Source organism: Paraburkholderia sediminicola, assembly GCF_046026675.1.
GTDB lineage: Bacteria > Pseudomonadota > Gammaproteobacteria > Burkholderiales > Burkholderiaceae > Paraburkholderia > Paraburkholderia sediminicola_F.
Window position 1 is genome coordinate 2,771,808 of record NZ_JAQQEY010000002.1, and the last position, 20,988, is coordinate 2,792,795.

16 protein-coding genes are annotated in these 20,988 nt (G+C 62.9%); 5 read left to right on the forward strand and 11 right to left on the reverse strand.

Annotation, left to right across the window (positions count from 1 at the left end):
- Positions 1-216 precede the first annotated feature (216 nt).
- Positions 217-942, forward strand: coding sequence for a DeoR/GlpR family DNA-binding transcription regulator (locus tag PQQ86_RS32080; RefSeq protein ID WP_408276309.1), 726 nt, complete (start codon positions 217-219; stop codon positions 940-942).
- A gap of 74 nt (positions 943-1,016) precedes the next feature.
- Here PQQ86_RS32080 and PQQ86_RS32085 read toward each other — a convergent pair whose 3' ends face one another.
- The 7 genes from PQQ86_RS32085 to deoC form a co-directional block, all read right to left on the reverse strand.
- Positions 1,017-2,075, reverse strand: coding sequence for an ABC transporter permease (locus tag PQQ86_RS32085; RefSeq protein ID WP_408276312.1), 1,059 nt, complete (start codon positions 2,073-2,075; stop codon positions 1,017-1,019).
- A 15-nt stretch (positions 2,076-2,090) separates the two neighbouring features.
- On the reverse strand, positions 2,091-3,647 hold the full coding sequence (locus PQQ86_RS32090) for a sugar ABC transporter ATP-binding protein (RefSeq protein WP_408276315.1): 1,557 nt from the start codon (positions 3,645-3,647) through the stop codon (positions 2,091-2,093).
- Positions 3,648-3,742: 95 nt separating this feature from the next.
- Positions 3,743-4,747: an autoinducer 2 ABC transporter substrate-binding protein gene (locus PQQ86_RS32095; RefSeq protein WP_093632922.1), complete on the reverse strand. Its 1,005-nt coding sequence runs from the start codon at positions 4,745-4,747 to the stop codon at positions 3,743-3,745.
- Between the two features lie 124 nt (positions 4,748-4,871).
- The gene (locus tag PQQ86_RS32100) at positions 4,872-5,939 is read right to left on the reverse strand and encodes an ABC transporter permease (RefSeq protein ID WP_408276318.1); all 1,068 of its coding nucleotides are present in this window, start codon (positions 5,937-5,939) and stop codon (positions 4,872-4,874) included.
- A gap of 34 nt (positions 5,940-5,973) precedes the next feature.
- On the reverse strand, positions 5,974-6,939 hold the full coding sequence (gene rbsK, locus PQQ86_RS32105) for a ribokinase (RefSeq protein WP_408276320.1): 966 nt from the start codon (positions 6,937-6,939) through the stop codon (positions 5,974-5,976).
- A 162-nt stretch (positions 6,940-7,101) separates the two neighbouring features.
- The gene (locus PQQ86_RS32110) at positions 7,102-9,495 is read right to left on the reverse strand and encodes an aldehyde dehydrogenase family protein (RefSeq protein WP_408276323.1); all 2,394 of its coding nucleotides are present in this window, start codon (positions 9,493-9,495) and stop codon (positions 7,102-7,104) included.
- Between the two features lie 16 nt (positions 9,496-9,511).
- Entirely contained in the window at positions 9,512-10,522 is a 1,011-nt protein-coding gene (gene deoC, locus PQQ86_RS32115) for a deoxyribose-phosphate aldolase (protein ID WP_200572176.1), read from the reverse strand.
- A 252-nt stretch (positions 10,523-10,774) separates the two neighbouring features.
- On the opposite strand from deoC, the gene PQQ86_RS32120 reads away from it, so the two are divergent.
- The 4 genes from PQQ86_RS32120 (at position 10,775) to dinB (ending at position 16,031) form a co-directional block, all read left to right on the forward strand.
- A complete protein-coding gene (locus PQQ86_RS32120) occupies positions 10,775-12,406 on the forward strand; it encodes a sugar ABC transporter ATP-binding protein (protein ID WP_408276327.1) in 1,632 nt (543 codons plus the stop codon).
- Positions 12,403-13,404 (forward strand): ABC transporter permease, encoded by a 1,002-nt coding sequence (locus PQQ86_RS32125; protein WP_408276330.1) that lies wholly within the window; start codon positions 12,403-12,405, stop codon positions 13,402-13,404. The genes PQQ86_RS32120 and PQQ86_RS32125 overlap by 4 nt, the downstream gene beginning before the upstream one ends.
- Positions 13,405-13,535: 131 nt before the next feature.
- Positions 13,536-14,681 carry a substrate-binding domain-containing protein gene (locus PQQ86_RS32130; protein WP_408276333.1) on the forward strand — a complete coding sequence of 382 codons (1,146 nt, stop codon included), beginning with the start codon at positions 13,536-13,538 and terminating at the stop codon, positions 14,679-14,681.
- A 183-nt stretch (positions 14,682-14,864) separates the two neighbouring features.
- Entirely contained in the window at positions 14,865-16,031 is a 1,167-nt protein-coding gene (gene dinB / locus PQQ86_RS32135) for a DNA polymerase IV (RefSeq protein WP_408276336.1), read from the forward strand.
- Here the strand turns inward: dinB and PQQ86_RS32140 are convergent.
- The 4 genes from PQQ86_RS32140 to PQQ86_RS32155 form a co-directional block, all read right to left on the reverse strand.
- A complete protein-coding gene (locus PQQ86_RS32140) occupies positions 16,028-17,452 on the reverse strand; it encodes a heavy metal sensor histidine kinase (RefSeq protein WP_408276338.1) in 1,425 nt (474 codons plus the stop codon). The genes dinB and PQQ86_RS32140 overlap by 4 nt on opposite strands.
- Positions 17,449-18,135 (reverse strand): heavy metal response regulator transcription factor, encoded by a 687-nt coding sequence (locus tag PQQ86_RS32145; RefSeq protein ID WP_091802526.1) that lies wholly within the window; start codon positions 18,133-18,135, stop codon positions 17,449-17,451. Before PQQ86_RS32145 ends, PQQ86_RS32140 begins: the two co-directional genes overlap by 4 nt.
- Before the next feature lie 79 nt (positions 18,136-18,214).
- A complete protein-coding gene (locus PQQ86_RS32150) occupies positions 18,215-19,702 on the reverse strand; it encodes an efflux transporter outer membrane subunit (protein WP_408279412.1) in 1,488 nt (495 codons plus the stop codon).
- Between the two features lie 29 nt (positions 19,703-19,731).
- Positions 19,732-20,955: an efflux RND transporter periplasmic adaptor subunit gene (locus PQQ86_RS32155; RefSeq protein WP_408276341.1), complete on the reverse strand. Its 1,224-nt coding sequence runs from the start codon at positions 20,953-20,955 to the stop codon at positions 19,732-19,734.
- Between the last annotated feature and the right edge of the window lie 33 nt (positions 20,956-20,988).

A 20,988-nucleotide genomic window follows, 5' to 3' on the forward strand; every position in this document is an offset into this window, starting at 1 on the left:
CGTTCGTTCTAGTGCGGCGTGACGATGCATCGGAGTGTCACATAGTTCGGCTCGGCGGCAGACCCCGTTCTTCGCAACAGGCCCCGTATTCGAAGTTCAAACCGAGGCTCAAACAGGCTCGCCGCCCAGACAACCTCTTGTTATAATTCTCCCATCAACGCGAATAAAACATAACGCGCCTCTACACTGCGCCTCACACTGCGCGACAGGACCTCCATGCTGAAACCCGACCGCCTCCGCGCCCTCGCCGATGCGCTGGCCAGGCAGAACGTGATGCGCCTGCGCGACGCCGCCAGCCTGCTGGACGTATCGGAAATGACTGTCCGGCGCGATATCGCAGGCAGTCCGGAACGATTCACGTATCTCGGCGGCTACATCGTCAGCGCGACCGACGTACCCAACAACGCCGGCTACTCACTCGAAGAAGAAAAGGATCATTTCGCGCAGGCCAAGGCGGAAGCATCTGCGCATGCGGCGAAACTCGTCGTCGACCACGAAACGATCTTCATCGATTGCGGTACGACGCTCACCACGCTTGCGCGCCTGATTCCGCTCGAACGTCACGTCACCGTGGTCTGTTATTCGCTGAATGTGGCGGAGATTCTGCGGCGCAAGCCGAATGTACGGATGATTCTGCTGGGCGGCGTCTACGTGCCCTCGTCAGATTCGTTTGCGGGCGAAGAGAGTCTGGAGATGCTGCGCCGCATGGGCATCAATAAGGCATTCATTTCCGCGGGCGGTGTGGATAACGCGCGCGGCGTGACGTGCTGGAACTTCCACGAAGTCGCGCTCAAGCAGGCGGCCATGGCAAGTGCCGTCGAACGGCATCTGGTCGTGGACCAGAGCAAGTTCGGCGTCGTCAAGGCGGTGCGCTTCTCGCAAATCGACGACTTCGATTCCATCATCACCGAGAAAGGCCAGGAGCACCGCAAGCGCAAATGAATGCGCTAGCAGCGCACGCGTGCGCCGTAACGGCGTGACGCCGTCTGGCCGCCAGCGTGGCTCGCGTTCAGCCTTCAGCTTTTGCGCTGCAATGCGAACAGCGTCCCGGCGATCAGAATGAACGCGCCGATGATCACCTTCTGCCAGGTGCTCGGCACGCCGACCAGAATCAGCACGCTGTTAATCAACGTGACCAGCACCACACCGAGCAATGTGCCGGCCACCGTACCCGTCCCCCCTGTAATGCGCGCGCCGCCCAGAATCACCGCGGCAATCACATCGAGTTCCGAACCTACCAGATCGAACGGATTCGCGAGCCGGTTATTCGACACATGCAGAATGCCCGCTATGCCGGCGAGCATACCCGTATAGCCGAACACGAAGAGATGGATCGCGCGCAGGTTATAGCCGAGCCGCTCGGCAATCGCGAGGCTGCCGCCCATTGCATAGACACCGCGTCCCATCATGGTCCGGTTCAACAGCCACCACGTGACACCGGCGGCCGCCACCAGCGCCAGCACCGAAACAGGCAGCACCGCGCGCAGGCCTTCGTTGGTGTGATAGAAAAACAGCGGAATCCGGCCGAAGTGATCCATGCTGTGCGGAATGTTCATGAAGAACGTCGTGCCGATAAACGTCAACAGCAGGCCGCGATACAGATACTGCGTGCCGATCGTGACGATCAGCGAAGGCGCTTTCAGCCGATGCACCAGCAGGCCGTTGATGAGACCGAGCAGCACGCCGCCCAGCGCGCCGGTGATCAGGATCAGAGCGAACGGCGCGTCCGGCCACCAGGCAAACACTGCCTTGGTGATGCCGTACATTGTCAGCGCGGCGATCGCCGTGAACGAGACGTCGATGCCGCCGGACGCCAGCACAACGAGCGTGCCCAACGCGAAAAGCGACATCGTGGTGGCCGAATGCAACAGATCGAATAGCGTCGCGAGCTGAAAGAAGCGCGGATTGATCGCGCCGACAATCATGCACGTCGCCGCGATCAACGCTACCGTGAACCATTCGGGGTTGCGCGAGAGCCTGGCCCGCAAGGTGGGCGGCTTGACCTCGGGTGCGACTTCGACAACGGTCGGGGTGGTCATGGTCTGGTTCATGCGCGAAGGGATCCGCGAGTTCATGGGTATCGACGTCCTTTATGCGGCTTCTGACAGCAGCGCGTGATACAAGTCTGCTTCGCTCAGCGTGTCGGCCTGATACTCGCTGGCCACGCGCCCCTTCTTCATCATCAGGATGCGATCGCAGTTCTGCAGCAACTCGGGCAGGTCGTCGCTGATCAGAATGATGCCTATGCCGCGTTGCGACAGGCGTTGCATGATGCGGTAAATGATGTCTTTCGACCCGACGTCGACACCGACCGTCGGTCCATGCAGAATCAGCACGCGCGGATCGATGGCGAGCCAGCGGCCGATCAGCACGCGCTGCTGGTTGCCGCCCGAGAGCGACTGCACGGGTTTGTCGACACCGGGCGTCGCGATCTGCAAATCTTTCACCGTCTGTTCCGCGAGCGCCTGCGCGCGCGTGCGATCGATCTGGCCGAAGCGGTCCCGCAGGCTGGAAATCATCGCGGTGATCACGTTGTCGCGGATCGACTTGTCGAGAAACAGCCCCTCGTTCAAGCGGTCTTCGGGCACATAGCCAATACGATGATGTTTCGCGTCCGACGGCGTGCGCAATGAAATCGCCTTGCCGTCGAGCAACACCTGCCCCGATTGCGCTGCGGCAACGCCCGCGAGTGCACGCGCGAGTTCGTTGCGCCCCGAATCGAGCAAACCGGTGACGCCGAGAATTTCGCCTCGGTGGAGCATGAACGACACGTCGCTGAACTGACCCGTACGCGTGAAGCCGCGCACGTCGAGTACGACATCCTGGCCCAACGTGCCTTCACGATAGCGCTCGTTCGTCAGATGGCGTCCCGTCATCAATTCGCTGATCTGCGCTTTGGTGAATTGCGCGATCGGTCCTTGCGCCATCTTCTGACCGTCGCGCAGCACGATGACTTCGCCGCCGATCGCATAACACTCGTCGAGCTTGTGGCTCACGAACAGCACCGTCACGCCCTGCGCGCGCAGGTTCGCGAGCACGGCGATCAGATTGTCGACTTCTTTCTGCGTGAGCGACGTGGTGGGCTCGTCCATGATGACGAACTTTGCCTCGCTGGCAATCGCACGAGCAATCGCGACGAGTTGGCGCGTGGCAAGCGGTAATTGCTCGATCAAGGTCGCCTGAAACTCTGCGTCGCCGGGCAAGCCAACCGATTCCAGCGCGCGCGCAGCCGTGCGCGCGAGTGCGCGCCGGTCGAACGTCCGCGCAAGCCGGCCTTCGTGCGTGGCCAGCTCGGCGGTAAGCGCGACGTTTTCCGCCACGTTCATGTTGGGCAGCAGCGAAAGATCCTGATAGACGGTTTCGATGCCTGCGGCCAGCGATTTCAGCGCGGACAGCCGTGCATGCCGAACGCCTTCGATCACGAGTTCGCCTTCGTCGGGCGGCTGCGCGCCGGAAATGATCTTGATCAGCGTGCTTTTGCCGCAGCCGTTCTCGCCGAGCAGGTGATAGATCTGACCACGCTCAAACGACAGGCTCACCCCGCGCAACGCATGTACGCCGGTGAAACGCTTGTGCACGCCGACCACCTGCAGAAACGGCTGCGAGGTGTCGGACTGCGGCTGCGAAGACGTTACGTCCTGATTCATGATGGCGAGTCGCAAGTTAAGGCGTGCCCACACGGGCACGCCTTGAAGGAAGCCCCCCGAGGGGGACGCCGTGACACATGAAGCAAAAAACCCGATCAGAACGGATACTGCTTGTAGTTCGACTTGTCGACGTTCACCCAGCCCTGGCCGCGCACGATGATCCCTTTGCCCGGCCCCTTCGCAACGGTGACTTTCGTGTAGCCCGGAATGCCGAGATCGGCGCCGTTCTCAACCGTCTTGCCGTCGATCAGCATCTGCGCGACCTTATTCATCGCGATGCCCGCGAGCTTCGGATCCCAGAACGCAATGCCGTTGATCGCGCCGCTCTCGAGGAACTTGCCAGCTTCCGTCGGCAGGCCCGTGCCGTAGACGCAAATCTTGCCCTGCATGCCGGCTTCTTCGACCGCACGGCCGATGCCGATCACGTCGAGCGAGGATGAGCCCTGGAAGCCTTTCAGGTCCGGATGCTTGCGCAGCACTTCCTTCGCGACTTCATAGGCGCGTTCGCCGTCGTTATTGGTTTCGAGTTTCGGTTCGACCAGATCCATCTTCGGATATTTGGCCTTGGCGTTGCCGATTCCGCCGTCGGCCCATTGCACCTGCGAGCGGCTGCCGAGCGAACCGACCAGCGCCACCCACTTGCCGTCGTCGTGCATGCACGAGGCGAGACGCTCGTTCAGGCCGGCGCCATAGGCCGTGTTGTCGAATGCTTCGATGTCGACCATCGTGTTCTTCGCGTTGTCGGCCTCATGGGTCACCACCTTGATGCCGCGATCCATCGCTTTCTTCAGCGCCGGTTCCAGCGTCGGCGGATCGTAGGGCACCACGGCAATCGCGGTCACCTTCTTCGCGATCAGGTCTTCGATGATCTTCAGTTGCTGTGCCGCATCCGCGCGGCCCGGGCCGGTCTGATACGCGTTCACGCCGGGGTTGTCCTTCGCGAATTGCTTGACGCCGTCGTCCATCCGGTTGAACCAGTTGATACCGGTCACCTTGACGACCGTGACGATCGTCTCGTTGGTTGCAGCCTGGGCAGCGGCGATCACGCCTACGGTAAGAGCGCCTGCTGCAAGCGCGGCACCCAGTCGAGTCAATTTCATACGATGTCTCCTTTATCCTTCGATCTAGTTCGATGTCGCCCCACTTCACCATCACGGACAGTCAGGGCTCGTTGTCCGCCGCGTACTGAAACCTGGGTTGCGCTTTTTAAGTCTGAGCGTCGCGCTAACGTTTCGGGACCGTGCCGGGACTTGCGGCACTAGCACTCCCGCCACCGCCACCACCACCGCCGCCAAAACCGAAAATCGCGCGCACTCGCTCGCCGCCTGCAAACGCGAGTGACAGCAACAACAAAAATCCCCACGCGCAATCGCCGAAAAACTGCGACACACCCAGCAGATTGAACAGACTCGAGAGGAATTGCAGCACGGTTGCGGCAAAGAACACGCAGATGATGCGGCCGTGGCCGCCCGCGGGATTCACGCCGCCCATCACCGCGATCAGGATGGCGATCAGCAGATAGGAATTGCCGTAGTCCCATTTCGCACTGGACGTGTGGGTCGCGCTGATCAGACCCGCAAGCGACGCCAGTACGCCGCACATCGCATAGGTCGTGATCAGCATCCGCGCGCGCGGAATGCCCGCATAGAACGCCGCCTTAGGGTTGGTGCCCATCAGATAGAGACGCAGGCCGAACGGGCTGCGTCTGAGCAACCAGCCGAGCACGATCACGGCCGCGATAAAGATGCAGAATGCGATCGGCACCTGAAACACGGTACCGTTGCCGATATTCGACAACGGGTCGACATAGTCGACATGCACCGAGGCGCCGTTGCTGAGCACCACCGCAAAGCCCGTGAACAACAACTGCGTGCCGAGCGTGCAAAGAATTGGCGTGAGCCTAAGGCGCGCGATCACGACGCCGTTCAGAAGCCCGCCGAGCAGCCCCATCGCCACCACGATCACGCAAAAGAGCGACGTGTAGAGAGCCGGCGAATCGTCGCCGTTGACAAAGCGCGGCACGACGAGCGCCGCAACCATCCCGGACAGATTCGCCAATCCGACGCCTGACAGATCGATCCCGCCGTTGCCCGACACCATCGACAACATGATGCCGAGCGCCAACAAGCCGAGTTCAGGCAACTGTCCGCCCATCGACTGCAGGTTGTCGATGTCGACGAATTGCCCGTGCGAAAGCCACGTCGCGACCAACACGACGAGTACATTGACGATCAGCAGAAAATTCAGTTGCCGGTCGCTGAACATTTTTCCAGCAATGAACGAGGACTTCATGGTGAGCACGATCTCCTTCAGTCTTCACGAACGGTCAGGACAGCGGCGAGGCGGCCTCGGCCGGCTGGCTCAACACGCGGTTCACTTCGTCGAGCGTCGGCATGGAAGGCGCCGTGCCCGGACGCGTGACGGAAATACCCGCGAGCGCGCAGCCGAAACGCAGCGCCGAGACGGCGTCGTCGCCGCGTGCAAGCGCCGCCGCGAAACCGCCCGTGAAGCCGTCGCCAGCACCGGCGGTCTCCACCACGCGGCCGCAGTGATAGGCCGGCACGAGTATCGATTGGCTTGCAGAGTGCAGCAGCGCGCCGCCTTCCCCCAGCGTGACGATGACCGCGCCGACACCTTTGGCGAGCAGCACGTCGGCAGCACGGCGCGCGTCGTCGGCATTCGCGATCGGCACGCCGGTGAGCGCGGTGGCCTCGGTTTCGTTCGGGGTGATGTAGTCGCACAACGGGAAGATGTCGTCGTCGAGCGGCAAGGCAGGCGCCGGATTGAACACGGTGATGACGCCGTGCCGGCGCGCCACTTCGAGCCCGCGGCGCGCGGCCGCGAGCGGCTGTTCGAGCTGCGTGACGAATACGCGCGCGGCTGCGATATCGGCTTCGATCGCGTCGACGTCGGCTGCCTCCATCGTACCGGCCGCGCCGGAGGCGACGATGATCGCGTTCATGCCGGTGTTGTCGTCAACAAAGATATGCGCGGCGCCCGTGGACACGCCCTCGACCACCGAGGCGCGTGCCGTAATGCCTTCAGCGGCCCACGTGGCGCGCGCAATCTCACCGAACGCGTCGTTGCCGATGCGAGTGCAGAACACCACCTCGGCGCCGGCGCGCGCCGCCGCCACCGCCTGATTCGAGCCCTTGCCGCCCGGCCCCATCGCGAACGCCGTGCCGGCAATCGTCTCGCCGATCAGCGGCATACGCCCGGCGCGAAACGTCAAGTCGGTGACGTAGATGCCGAGAATGACGACACGCCCGCTTCGTTGCAAAGACGTGTTCATTCGCGTTCCCCTTGAGGCGCGTTGATCGTGAAGTATGCGTGCGGGGCATGAATTGCGCGCAGCACCGCGGTGTTCAATTGCAGATCCAGATGCTTCAGCACGTTGTCTCCTCCATTTTCTGGTTGGCGTGCATGGTGTTCAGGTGTGAGCGCCGACTCCCGGTCAGTCTCCGTACGGTATCCAGATGTTCTTCACCTGCACGGCCTGGCGCAGAAACGGCCGGCCTTCGCTCGAATAGTCGAACCAGTCGAACTGGCGGCCGTGATCGACGAACGTACGCTTCAGATTACCGATCGACTCGCGCTCGACCAGCGTCGAATCCGCCGCGTTGCCGAAACACCAGACCGCATCGACGTCGTCGTGTTTGGCGAGCGCCGGCAGCAGCGCACTACGTTCACCGGTGACGATGTTCAGCACACCGGCCGGCACATCCGACGTTTCGGCTACCTGATAAAAGTCAGTCACCGTGAGCGGACACGCCGCGCTCGGCAACACCACCACACGATTACCCATGGCCAATGCGGGCGCCGCCAGCGAGACGAAACCGAGCAACGGCGCTTCGTCCGGACAGGCAATGCCGATCACGCCGAGCGGCTCATGCATTGCCAGCGCTACACCGCGCAGCGGCGGCGTATGCACCGCGCCGTCGAACTTGTCGGCCCACGCCGCGTAAGTGAAGAGACGCGCTACCGCCGCCTCGACCTCCGCATGCGCTGCCGCTTCCGTCGCGCCGTTTCTGATCACGAGTTGCCGCACGAACTCGTCCGCGCGAATGGCCAGGTTCTCCGCCAAATAGAACAGCACCTGAGCGCGATTATGCGTACTTGCCTGCGACCACTTCTGCGCCGCGCGTGCCGCTTCGACCGCGTTGCGAATGTCCTTGCGATTGCCCTCGCCCACTTCGCCAACTAACGTGCCATCCGGCGCGTGAACCGGCAACGAATAGCCGCTGTCCGGACGCACCTGCTTGCCGCCAATAAAGAGCTTCGCGGTGCGATCGATCAGCGTGACATTCGACAACGGATCGCGCTCGCCTGCACCAGCTGTCTGTTCAGAGCGCACGGCCTGACGGACAGCAAGATTGAGCCACGCTCGCGGTTTCAGATATTCGTAGATGCCCTCACGGCCGCCTTCGCGACCATAGCCCGACTCGCGGTAACCGCCGAAGCCGACCGCCGCATCGAACAGATTGGTCGCGTTGATCCATACGACGCCGCACGCGAGGCGCGGCGCGATATCGAGCGCGCGGCCAATGGTTTCGCTCCACACGCTCGCGGCAAGTCCGTAGCGCGAATTGTTGGCGAGCGCAATCGCCTCATCCGGCGTGCGAAAGCTCATCGCGACCAGCACCGGTCCGAAGATTTCTTCCTGCGCCAGAGTAGAAGCCGGGGCCACGCCGGTGACGAGCGTGGGCGGATAGAAGCAGCCGCCGGCGGGCATCGTCGTATCGGGCGACTGCCACACCGCACAGCCTTCGCGCCGCCCGGTTTCCACCAGCGACTCGATGCGTTCGAGCTGCACCGGATCGACAATCGCACCGATATCGATACTTTTATCGAGCGACGTGCCGACGCGCAGCGTTTCCATGCGGCGCTTCAGTTTCGCGATAAAGCGCGCTTCGATCCCCTCCTGCACGAGCAGGCGCGAGCCCGCGCAGCAGACCTGCCCCTGGTTGAACCAGATCGCGTCGACCACACCTTCCACGGCGCCGTCGAGATCCGCGTCGTCGAACACGATGAAGGGCGACTTGCCGCCGAGTTCGAGCGTCAGCGATTTGCCCGTGCCGGCCGTGGCCGCGCGAATCAGGCGCCCAACTTCCGTCGAACCCGTGAACGCGATCTTGTCCACCCGCGGATGTTCGACGAGCGCCGAGCCGGTACGCCCGTCACCCGTCACAACGTTCAGCACGCCGGCCGGCAAACCCGCTCGATGAGCGAGTTCGGCGAACAGCAACGCCGTGAGCGGCGTGTATTCAGCCGGCTTCAACACGACGCAGTTGCCCGTGGCAATCGCCGGTGCGATCTTCCACGCGAGCATCAGCAGCGGAAAATTCCACGGCACGATCTGCCCGACCACACCGAGCGGCGCGTAATCGGCGAATTCGCTCTCCTGCAACTGCGCCCAACCCGCGTGATGCAGGAAGTGCCGCGCAACCAGCGGCACGTCGATATCGCGTGTCTCGCGGATCGGCTTGCCGTTATCGAGCGCTTCGAGCACGGCAAAGAGGCGGCTATGACGCTGGACCATGCGCGCGAGCGCGTACAGATGCCGCGCCCGCCCGGCGCCACCAAGCGCGAGCCAGCCCGGTTGCGCGGCACGCGCGGCGGCCACCGCCGCATCGATGTCGGCCGCATCGCCCTGGGCGATCCCGGCGAGCCGCCCGCCCGTGGCAGGCGCGTGCGAAACGAAGTGCTCACCGGCGGCCGGCGCATGCCACGCCCCGCCGATGAAATGCCCGAAGCTCGCCTCATGCAGCGCGAGCCAGGCGCGCGCGGGCTGATCGTCCTCGGGTGCGGGACCGTACTCCATCGATGAAAAATATTCGGCTACGCTCATGGGATCGGTCTTCTGTTCAGGCTACGGGGTGACGGTTGAAAGCGGAGTAACGACCGCTCACGTGATGTTCGAGCTGGCGTTCGATATCGGCCAGCAGGCTCGACGCACCGATACGGAACAGCTCCGGTTCGAGCCACGGGCGGCCGAGTTCCTCCTTCATGAGGATCTGATAGGACAGCACCGACTTCGCGCTCGACACGCCGCCCGCCGGTTTGAAGCCGATCGGCACGCCGGTGCGCTCCTGGTATTCGCGAATCATGCGCACCATTACCAGCGAGACATCCAGCGTGGCGTTGACGCCTTCCTTGCCGGTCGACGTCTTGATGAAGTCGGCGCCGGCCATCATGCAGACCATCGAGGCGCGCGCCACATTGGAGAGCGTGCGGATGTCGCCGGTCGCCAGAATCGTCTTCAGGTGCGCCGGGCCGCAGGCTGCGCGGAAGTCGCGCACTTCGTCGTAGAGCGCCTGCCAGTTGCCGGTCAGCACATATTCACGCGTGACAACGATGTCGATTTCCTGCGCCCCATCCGCGACCGAAGCCTCGATCTCTTTCAGCTTCAGCGGATGCGGAATCAGCCCGGCGGGAAATCCTGTCGATACCGCCGCGACCGGAATGCCGCTGCCCTGCAGCGCATCCACTGCCGCCGCGACGAAACGGTGATAAACGCAGACTGCCCCCGTTGTGATGCCTTGCGGCGCGATACCGAGCGCTTCGAGCAGATCGGCCCGCACGGGCTGGCGCGCCTTCGCACACAGGCGGCGCACGCGGCCTTCGGTGTCGTCGCCGTTGAGCGTGGTGAGGTCGATGCAGGTAACGGCCTTCAGCAGCCAGGCGGCCTGCGCATCTTTCTTGACAGTACGGCGCGTGGCAAGCGTCGCCGTGCGCCGTTCAACCGCCGACTGGTTGACGCGCAAACCGTCCAGCCAGGACGCGTCGAACGGCATGCCCGGATTGCGCACCGGGTGAATGAGCGGGCCGCCGCGCAGCGCGACGACCGAAGAAGACAGCACAGGGGCTTCAGGCATAAGACATCCGAAAATTTGATGCGGCGCACAACAGCCGCCGACAATTTGTTCCCACTTATGCTACAACGATTGATAGAATCATAACAAGCATTACGCTTCAATCATCACATAAACAGGCATCCAAGCCCTGCAAGCACCGCCAATGTTATTGACGCACCATATTCATGATGCGAAGATCACAACACAGCTTTGGCCGATAGCACCACATACAAAGACAAGAATGTCGTCGTATTGACGAAGGAGACATGCCAGATGAGTGAGCCGGTTGCGGTCGCGGCCGCGTCATCGCCTCAGGTTCCATTGATCCGTGTCGCGGGCGTCACCAAGCGATTTGGCGGCGTGCAGGCGCTGCGCGGCGTCAACCTTGATGTGTTGCCCGGCGAGGTGCACGCCTTGCTCGGCGAAAACGGCGCGGGCAAATCCACGCTGATCAAGATCCTCAGCGGCGTTCACACCTACGACGACGGCGTCATCGAGATCGATGGCCAGAAAGTGGCGTTCGAGTCGCCGGCGCGATCGCGTGAGGCGGGTGTTGCCGTGGTCTACCAGGACCTGAGCCTCGTCGAATCGCTATCGGTTGGCGCCAATCTGATGCTGGGGCGCGAGCCCCGCACACGTCTCGGTTTTGTGAAAAACCGCCAGCTCATGGCAACGGTCAGCGAATTTCTCCGCTCGCACGGCATCCCGCTCGACCCGCGCACTGCCGTTGGCGCATTGCCGTTCGCGTACCGGCAAATGACTGAAATCTGCAAGGCGCTGATGGGCGACGTGCGGGTGCTGATCCTCGACGAACCCACCTCGGCGCTGACGGGCGGCGAAGAGCAGATTCTGTTCGATGCGATTCGCGCGGTTACGAATCGTGGCGTGGGCGTGATCTACGTGACGCATCGGTTGAATGAGGTGTTTCGTATTTCGCAGCGCGTCACCGTGTTCCGCGATGGCGCCAATGCCGGCACGTTCTCAACGGCGCAAACCGATATGAAACAGCTGGTCGCGGCGATCGTCGGTCCCGGCCATGCTGCGTTGCAGGCGCGGGAGAGGACGGCTGTCGGCGCTACCGGTGATGAATCCGCTGTCGGGCCGCAAACATCGGCCACGTCCAATGCCGCCGCTGTACCCATTCTCAAGTTGTCGAATGTGAGCAATGACAGGCTTCACGACGTCGACCTCACGGTACGCCCAGGCGAGATCCACGGGCTCGCGGGATTGATCGGCAGCGGGCGCACGGAAATTCTGCAAACCATCTTTGGCATTCGCAGAATCGAGGCGGGCGCCATCGAGATCGGCGGTCAATCGCGCGCGCGTATCACGCCCGCCGAAGCCATCCAGCTCGGCGTAGCACTGGTGCCGGAAGATCGTCATCTTGAGGGACTCGTCCTCGATCATTCGATCGAACGCAACCTGACCCTGCCGCGGCTGCCGCAATTTTCTCGCTGGGGATGGCTGCGCAGCCAGGCGGCCGCCAACCAGGCGAAGCGCTCGATGAAAGAGCTGGCCGTCAAGGCACCCGGCTCCTCGACCGCGGTCAAGTTTCTATCCGGCGGCAACCAGCAGAAAGTGGTCTTTGCGAAGTGGAACCACCCGCGCCCCACGCTTCTATTACTCGACGAACCGACAGTCGGCGTTGACGTCGGCGCACGCGAGGAGATCTATGGCGTGGTCCATGACGCCGCGCGAGCGGGCACCGCGGTGCTCGTCGTGTCCTCGGACCTCGATGAACTGTTGCGCCTGTGCGGCCGGATTTCGATTGTTGCGGACGGCTCGATCGTCAAGACCGTCGAGCGCGCCGAACTCGCCAACGCCGAAGCGCTTCACCACCTGATCCAGTTGTCCCGTTCTTCCATCGAGTCCCCCGAGGGGACGTCCTTCGAGCACGCAATATGAACGACTCTGTCTCGCCGCTGACGGCTAAACGGCAGGCATCGCCACCGCAGAAGAGCCGTATGCGGCGCCTCGCGCAACTCCTCCTGCAAGGCGACCGGCCCTATGCGCTCTACGGCGCGTTCGCGATCCTGCTGGTGGTGTTCAGCTTCGCCTCGCCGTGGTTTCTCTCGATCGATAACTTCCTGAATATCGGCCGGCAGACCGCACTGGTGTCGATCGTCGCGATCGGCATGACCTTCGTGATCATTGCACGGCAAATCGATCTGTCGGTGGGGTCGACATTGGCGCTCTCGGGCATGTCCGCAGCGCTCGCCATGGCGCATGTCGGCGACAGCTGGATCGTCGGCGCGATTGCCGGCATCGGCACCGGTGCAATCGTTGGCGCGATCAACGGGGTCATGACCACGCGGCTGAACATTCCCTCGTTCCTTGTGACGCTCGGCACCTTGAGCGCGGCACGCGGACTCGCGCTGATGGTGACGACAACACGGCCCGAGATCATCACCAACGACTCATTCATCTCGATCTTCGGCGAGGGCGACATTGCCGGTGTGCCGGTGCCGATCATCTGGACGGTGCTGACCGTGATCGCCGGCATCCTGCTGCTGCATTACAGCGTATTCGGCCGGCAGATCTATGCGGCCGGTGGCAATCCGACTGCGGCGCTCTACTCCGGCATCAACACGCGACGCGTGACCACCCTCGCCTTCATTCTCACCGGCGCGCTGGCCGGGCTCGCGGCGCTCGTACTCGCCGCGCGCTCGCATGCGGCGCGGCCCGATGTCGTGCAAGGACTCGAGCTCGATGTGATTGCTTCCGTGACGCTCGGTGGCTGCAGCCTGTTCGGTGGCCGCGGCTTCGTGCTCGGCACGCTGCTCGGCAGTCTCATCATCGGCACGCTCAATAACGGGCTGGTCCTGCTCGGCGTCAGTTCATCGCTGCAGCTGGTGATCAAGGGCGCCATTATCGTCGCGGCTGTGGCCTTTACCAGGAAGTGATTCAGGAAGTGACCCAGGAAGTAACCGGGGAAGTAAGGAAAGCACGTCGATCACGCGAGATGTCACGTGCCCGCGTTGTTCGTGAATGGCAGGAGACGTAACACAAACATGAAGACCAACGGAGAAGAATCATGAAACATCGTCGTGGCTCAGGAAGTGTTCTACCCACGCTCATGGCGGCGGCGGCCGTCGTGGCGCTGGCTTCATCGGGCGCTTACGCGCAATGCGTAACCAGCCTGCCGGCCGGTTCGATCGGACCGAAGACGATTGTCGGGCAAGGGCCGAACGGCGAAAAAGCGGCCTCGGTGGATGCCGTGAAGCTGAGCGACGCCGACGTCGCCAAAATCAAAGCCGGCAAATTCAAGGTCGGCATTTCGATGCAGACCATGAATCTCGACTGGTCGCAACTGCAGGTGCAAGGCATCACGGACACGCTCAAGAAATACGGCGTGGAAGTGATCGGCACGGCTTCGGCGGAATACCAGGTCGACAAGCAGATCGCGGATATCGAGAACACCATTCAGCGTCACCCGGACGGCATCATCTCCATTCCGGTCGACGGAACGGCAACGGCCGCCACCTACAAGAAAGTGTCCGAAGCCGGGATCAAACTCGTGTTCATGGACAACGTGCCGACAGGCCTCAAGCATCCTGAGCAATACGCGTCGATGATTTCCGCCGACAGCGAAGGCAATGGCCAGATCGCCGCGAAAGTGCTCGCCTCGTGCGTCCCGCAGGGCGCCACGATCGGGCTGGTGAATTTCGGCGTGGATTACTTCAGCACGACGGAACGCACCAAGGCCGTCAACGACTGGATCAAGAAGAATCGTCCGGACATCAAGGTCAAACAGGTCGCCTTTACGGACCCGTCGAAAGTGGGCCAGATCGCGGGCGATTTCCTCACCGGGAATCCGGATGTGAAGGGGCTGTTCGCCGTCTGGGATCAACCGGCGCTCGACACGCTGACTTCAATGCGCGCGCAAGGCGTGAACATTCCCGTCACGACGGTCGACCTGGGCCTTCAGTCCGCGATCGAGATCGCCAAGGGCGGACCGCTCAAGGCAACCGGCTCGCAACGCCCGTACGATCAAGGCGTGGCCGAAGCCATGGCGATGATGAAGGCGCTGATCGGCCAGACGCCGCCGGCGTGGATCGGCGTGCAGTCTCTGCCAGTGGTTCAGGCGAACGTGCTCGAGTCTTATAAGACGGTGTTCAAGAAAGACCCGCCGCCCCAGCTTGCGGACGCATGCAAGAAAGCCAAGCCGGCTTGCGGGTGATGCTTCAGGCGCGGCACCTTGCCCCGGCGGAGCAAGGTACTATTACGGTTTGGCGTCCGGCGTGCAGCGCATCATGGCTCGCACGTCCTGACGCCTGACGCAGCAAGCCATACGATCGGGCAGCACGGCACATGCATCGACTGTTATGCTCACTGCCCGCACCGTCACCCGTTTCCGCCAGCCATGAGTTCTGCAAGCCGCCACATCGCGCACCTGGACATGGACGCGTTCTACGCGTCCGTGGAACTCCTGCGCTATCCGGAACTGCGCGGCAAGGCAGTGGTGATCGGCGGCGGCCGCAATGCTGTGCCGCAAACGCTTGAAGACGGCAGCCTTCGCTTTGCGAAGCTGCGCGATTACGCCGGCCGCGGCGTGGTGACCACCTCCACTTACGAGGCCCGTGCGCTCGGCGTGTTCTCAGCGATGGGCATGATGAAAGCCGCCGTGCTCGCGCCGGATGCGATTCTGCTGCCTACGGATTTCGAGTCGTATCGTCACTACTCGCGCCTGTTCAAAGCAGCGGTCGCCACGTTCACGGACCGGATCGAAGACCGCGGTATCGACGAAATCTATATCGACCTCACCGAACTGCCGGGCGAGCCACGCGAGATCGCCGCGCGCATCAAGCAGGCCGTCAATCAGGCGACCGGCCTCACCTGCTCCATTTGCGTGGCGCCGAACAAGCTGCTGGCGAAGATCGGCTCCGAACTCGACAAGCCCGACGGCCTCACGATCCTCACGCCGGCGGATGTGCCGTTGCGCGTCTGGCCGTTGCCGGTGCGCAAGGTCAATGGAATCGGGCCGAAGGCCGCGGAAAAATTGACCGCGCTCGGCCTCGCCACGGTCGGCGATCTGGCGGCAGCAGACGCGGGTTTGTTGCAGGATCACTTCGGACGCAGCTACTCGGCGTGGCTCATGCAGGTCGCGCAAGGCTACGACGAGCGGCCGGTCGTGGTCGAATCGGAACCCAAGTCGATGAGCCGTGAGACGACCTTCGAACGCGATCTGCATCCACGTCATGATCGCCCGGCCCTCTCCAGTTCGTTTACCAGCCTGTGCGTGCGGGTCGCGGAAGATCTGGTGAGGAAGGGCTATGTGGGCCGCACCGTGGGCATCAAGCTGCGCTACGACGACTTCCGCACGGTCACGCGCGATCTGACGCTCGACGAACCGACCGCCGACGCAACCGAAATCCGGCGCGCCGCAACGGAATGTCTGAGAAGGGTGGAATTGAACCGCAAGCTGCGGCTGCTGGGCGTGCGCGTGAGCGCATTGACACCGGCCAACGCGCAACCGGCGAAGCGGCGCGTACCGGTTCAGGCCGACTTGCCTTTTACCAGCGACGATTAACCTGCTGCTTCCACCGGGACACCGGCATTCGCACGCGCCGCCGGCAAACTGCCTTCCACACTCGACGCCGCAATCGAAAACGCAAACGTGTTGACGCCGTTCGCACTTTCCACCGACACCGTGCCGCGATGCATCTCGGCAATCGCCTTCACGATCGCAAGACCCAGTCCGTGATTTTCGCGGCTATTGGTACGGGACACTTCCGCGCGATAGAACCGGTCGAACAGATGTTCGAGCACGGCCGGCTCGATCGGCTCGCCCGGGTTGGCCACTGCTACGCGCAACTGATCCGCTACTTCCAGGATCGTCACCGTAATCGCCGCGCCGGGCGCACAGTGCTGGATCGCGTTCATCAGCAGATTCGTGCAGGCGCGGCCGAACAGCGAGCGGTTCACACGCGCCACCGCATCGCCACGCAACTGCGCGTGCACGTGTGCTTCTTCGAGCGGAATCTCGAGAAATTCCAACGTATGCGCAACTTCCGCGGCCAGCGACACCTCGACGAGGCCCGTCGCGCGTTCGCCCTGGTCGGCGCGAGCGAGGAACAGCATGTCGTTGATGATCGCGCGCATGCGTTCGAACTCTTCGAGATTCGATTGCAGCGTATGGCGTAAATCGTCGACCGAACGATTACGTGTCAACGCTACTTCGGTCTGGCCGATCAGAATCGTCACCGGTGTACGCAATTCATGTGCGACGTCCGCGTTGAACGATTCGAGGCGGCCGTATGCGCCGTCCAGACGTTCCAGCGCGCCGTTGAACGAGTTGGCCAGATCGCTCAATTCGAGCGGCAGCGAGGCCGTATTCAGACGCTGTGAGCGGTTATTCGGGCTCACAGCGGACGCGTCTCGCGTCAGACGCGTCAACGGAGCAAGCCCGATCCGCGTCACCGAGTAACTCAGCAGCAGCACAGCGAGACTACCCAACGCGGACAGCGCGGCGAGCGCCGCCCCGAACACGCGCATTGTGCGGGTATTCGGCGAACAACTGGCGGCGACCTGCAATTGCACAGGTGGGCGAGCTCCGTAAGCCGGTATCGTCACTGTGATCGTCAGCATGTCCGCGCCGCCGCCGACCGGCGAAACCCTCGCGTAGCCACCCGGCCAGCTCGACACCACGGGTCCCTCGATGGGCTTGCCATAGTGGAAATACGGGTCGGTGCTCGACACCGCATACACGGTGCTGCCGTCGTGCGGCATCATGTCCGTGAGTTTTTCGCGCGCCATGCGCCACTTCTCCGGCGTCACCGCGTGATAGACGATGATGCGTGCGATCTCGGTACGATCGTCGAGCGATTCGCGCAAATGGTGTTCGAGTTGCGTGCGCAGCACCAGAAACAGCCCGGTGCCGATCAGCGTGAACACCAGTAGCGCCACGAGTGCGAACATCAACGCAAGGCGGCGCGCGATTGAACGGTTCATGATTGCTCTGCCTCTTCACGCACCTCGAGCACATAGCCCATCCCGCGCACGGTGTGCAGCAGCTTCGAGGAAAACGGGCCATCGAGCTTGGCGCGCAATCGTTTGATCGCGGTCTCGACCACGTTCGTATGGCTGTCGAAGTTGACGTCCCATACGAGTTCGGTGATGGCGGTCTTCGAGAGGATGTCGCCTTGCCGGCGCGCCAGTACGCTCAGCAACTGGAATTCCTTGGCGGTCAGATCGAGGCGTACGCCGTCGCGGGTGGCGCGCCGGCCGATCAGATCGACAAACAGATCGCCGACGGAAATCAGCGTCGACTCCTGCGAACGCGTGCGGCGCGCCAGGGCATGCAGCCGCTCGACCAGTTCGAGGAAGGAAAAGGGTTTGGTGAGGTAGTCGTCGGCGCCTTCGCGCAAGCCCCGCACGCGGTCGTTCACGTGATCGCGGGCGGTCAGCATGATGACCGGCGTCGACTTGCGCATGCGCAGCGCCTTCAGCACGCTGAAGCCGTCGCGTTTGGGCAGCATGACATCGAGGACGATCACGTCGTAATCGAATTCGGTGGCCAGATGCATGCCTTCCTCGCCGTCGAGCGCGACATCGACAACCCAGCCCTGCTCTGTCAAACCGGAGCGCAGGTAGTCCACCACCTTATGCTCGTCTTCAACGATCAGCAATTTCATGCGCGTCCCCTTGTATCTGCATTATACGAAACGCCTCGTTTTTCCTCTTTCCTGTCTGGCCGTGTCATTGTCGGGCGGCTCACTTCGCGGGAGCCATCGCCTCCTTGGTTGCATTGCCGGGCAGCTGTGCGCTCGCTACGTCCGCGGCATCCCAGCCGCCGCCCAGTGCCTTCACCAGTGAAACCGAGAGGGTCATCTGCTGGCCGTGGATCTGCACGTCCTGACGCTCGCTGGTGAGCAACGACTGCTGCGCGGTGATGACGTCGAGATAAGCGACCAGGCCGCCCGAATAACGGTCGTTGGCGAGCGCCAGAAGATGCTGCGCATCAGTCACCGCCTCACGCGACTGCTTCGATGCGCCATCCAGAACGGAGAGGCCCGTGATGCCGTCCTGCACCTGCTGGAATGCGTTGAGCACGGTCTGCCGGTAGTTCGCCTCGGTGACCTTGTAGCCTTCGCTCGCGAATTGCACGTTCGCCGCCCGGCGGCCGCCGTCGAACAACACCTGGCCCACGGCCGCGCCGAGCGTCCACATCAGCGTCGGCGCACTAAACAGGCTCGCGAACTGCGTGCTTTCCCAGCCGATGCTCGGCGTCAGCGTCAGGCTCGGAAAGAACGCCGCCTTGGCGACGCCGATCTGCGCGTTCGCCGCGGCCATCGCGCGCTCCGCCGATGCAATGTCCGGACGGCGTTGCAAGACATCGCTAGGCAAACCGAGCGGAATCGCCGGCACCTGCGTCGCGAGCACTTTGGGCTCGATCGCGAATTGCGGTGCGGGCACGCCGACCAAGGCGGCAATCGCATGTTCAAACTGCGCGCGCTGATTCAGCAGGAGTTGCGCCTGCACGCGCGTCGAATCGAGTAGCGATTTTTGCTGCAAGACGTCGAGTCCGGACACCGAACCGAGATCGTGCTCGGTCGTGACGTAATCGAGCGCCTTTTGTTGCAGTTTCACCGATTGATTCAACACGTCAATCTCGGCGTCGAGTTCACGCAGCGAGAAATAGTCGGTGGCGAGGTCAGTGGTGAGGACAAGCCGCGCGTTGGCGAGGTCGTCGGCCGATTGCTGCGCGGAGGCCACGGCGCCTTCCACTTCACGACGTATCCGGCCGAATAGATCGGTGTCGTAGTTGATCGTCGGGCCGAGTTGCAGATTGTTCTGCACCGTCGACGTGGTCGGCGTGCCGTAATTGGTCAGCGGGCGATCATGCGAAATCCTGAAGCGCGACCCGGACGCCCCCAGATCGACTTCGGGAATCTGCTGCGCACGGGTGTTCGCCAGCGTCGCTTTGGCCTGCGCGTAGTGTGCGCTCGCCGCGGCCAGCGTCTGATTCTGCGCAAGCGCCTGCGTTTCCAGCGTCCCGAGCGTCTGATCGCCGAAGGCGCTCCACCAGTCCAGCGAAATCGGCGCATGCGAAGGCGCCGCGACGCGCCAGTACGAATCCGTTTGCCAGGTCGGCGGCACCTCGGCTTGCGGCCGCTGATAATCCGGGCCGACTGTGCACGCGGTCAGCAAGGCCGCGCTGGCGGTGGCCGCCAGCGCTGTTCGTGTCGCTCGCGATGTCAGTGCCCGATAAGCGCTCGCCTGCTTCGCGATCACGACGCCCCCTTGCCATTTTTCTGCGGCTGCGTGATCAGCACGTGGTCGCCGTCCGCGATCGAATCGCTCGGGTTGATGATGACCTTGTCATTCGCCTCGATCCCGCTTTCGATTTCGAGCGACTGCCCCAGGTCCTGCGCGATCACGACCTTGTGCAAGGCCACATTGCCGTTCGCATCGACCACCGCGACCCGCGGACCTTCGGCGCGGAACAGCAAGGCATTGCCCGGCACCATCAGTTGCGCATGGGCCGCCGCCGGCACGGCTACCTGGACATAGGCACCGGGCCGCAGCTTGTCGTCAGGATTCGGCAGAGTCACTTCGACTTGCAACGAGCGGGTCGGCACGTCGATCGCGCCGGAGATGTGCGTGATCGTGCCGTGGAACTGCTGCCCCGGCAATTCGGCCTGCGTCACCACCACCTTCTGCCCGACCGACACGTTCTGTGCATACGCCTGCGGCAGTTGCACATAGACCCGCAACGGATCCGATTGCGCCAGCGCGAACAGCGCGCGGCTCGTGCCGCTGCCCGCGTCGATCAGATCGCCGACATCCACATTGCGCTGCGTGACCACGCCGGAAAACGGCGCGACGATGCGCTTGAACGATTCGAGTTGCTGCAGGCGTTTCACGTTGGCATCGGCGGCGGCGAGGTTGGCCAGGTCCTGCGTGTAGGTGCTGGTCCGTTCGTCGAGTTCCTGCTGCGAAACCGCATCGCGTTGACGCAGTTGCTGCCAGCGTTCCATCGAGCTTTTGGCGAGGCCGAGACTCGAACTGGTTTGCGCGCGCTGCGCCAACGCCTGGGCGAGCTCCTGATCGATTTCAGGCGTATCCAGATCGGCGAGCAGTTGCCCCTGCTTCACACGCGTGCCGATATCGGCGTACCAGTGCAGCAGATAACCGGTGGAGCGCGCGTAGATCGGCGATTCGACAAAGCCGCGCAACGTGCCCGGCAACAAGGTGTTGCCACCTCCCTCCGTTTGCGTCGGGCTCACCACGTTCACATACTGCGTGGCGTTCTGCTTCGTCGTCTCGGCGACCGAGCGGTTTTGCAGAACATTCGCGATCACGGTGCGCAACGCACCCACGGCGAGCAGCGCCAGCACGATCCAGATGGCAATTTTGGCGCGTTTCCATTCGCGATTGCGCGGGGGCAAGGCGTGACCGCCTTCGGTCTCTCGCGCGGGAATCGCGAGCGATGCATGGGTTTTTTCGGTCATCTCAGTCAGCCATCTCGGTCAGCCGTCATTTAC

Coding starts and splice junctions, on each gene's coding strand:
- PQQ86_RS32080 (WP_408276309.1), top strand. CDS start 217: ATGCTGAAACCCGACCGCCTCCGCGCCCTCGCCGATGCGCTGGCCAGG.
- PQQ86_RS32085 (WP_408276312.1), bottom strand. CDS start 2,075: ATGAACTCGCGGATCCCTTCGCGCATGAACCAGACCATGACCACCCCG.
- PQQ86_RS32090 (WP_408276315.1), bottom strand. CDS start 3,647: ATGAATCAGGACGTAACGTCTTCGCAGCCGCAGTCCGACACCTCGCAG.
- PQQ86_RS32095 (WP_093632922.1), bottom strand. CDS start 4,747: ATGAAATTGACTCGACTGGGTGCCGCGCTTGCAGCAGGCGCTCTTACC.
- PQQ86_RS32100 (WP_408276318.1), bottom strand. CDS start 5,939: ATGAAGTCCTCGTTCATTGCTGGAAAAATGTTCAGCGACCGGCAACTG.
- rbsK (WP_408276320.1), bottom strand. CDS start 6,939: ATGAACACGTCTTTGCAACGAAGCGGGCGTGTCGTCATTCTCGGCATC.
- PQQ86_RS32110 (WP_408276323.1), bottom strand. CDS start 9,495: ATGAGCGTAGCCGAATATTTTTCATCGATGGAGTACGGTCCCGCACCC.
- deoC (WP_200572176.1), bottom strand. CDS start 10,522: ATGCCTGAAGCCCCTGTGCTGTCTTCTTCGGTCGTCGCGCTGCGCGGC.
- PQQ86_RS32120 (WP_408276327.1), top strand. CDS start 10,775: ATGAGTGAGCCGGTTGCGGTCGCGGCCGCGTCATCGCCTCAGGTTCCA.
- PQQ86_RS32125 (WP_408276330.1), top strand. CDS start 12,403: ATGAACGACTCTGTCTCGCCGCTGACGGCTAAACGGCAGGCATCGCCA.
- PQQ86_RS32130 (WP_408276333.1), top strand. CDS start 13,536: ATGAAACATCGTCGTGGCTCAGGAAGTGTTCTACCCACGCTCATGGCG.
- dinB (WP_408276336.1), top strand. CDS start 14,865: ATGAGTTCTGCAAGCCGCCACATCGCGCACCTGGACATGGACGCGTTC.
- PQQ86_RS32140 (WP_408276338.1), bottom strand. CDS start 17,452: ATGAACCGTTCAATCGCGCGCCGCCTTGCGTTGATGTTCGCACTCGTG.
- PQQ86_RS32145 (WP_091802526.1), bottom strand. CDS start 18,135: ATGAAATTGCTGATCGTTGAAGACGAGCATAAGGTGGTGGACTACCTG.
- PQQ86_RS32155 (WP_408276341.1), bottom strand. CDS start 20,955: ATGACCGAAAAAACCCATGCATCGCTCGCGATTCCCGCGCGAGAGACC.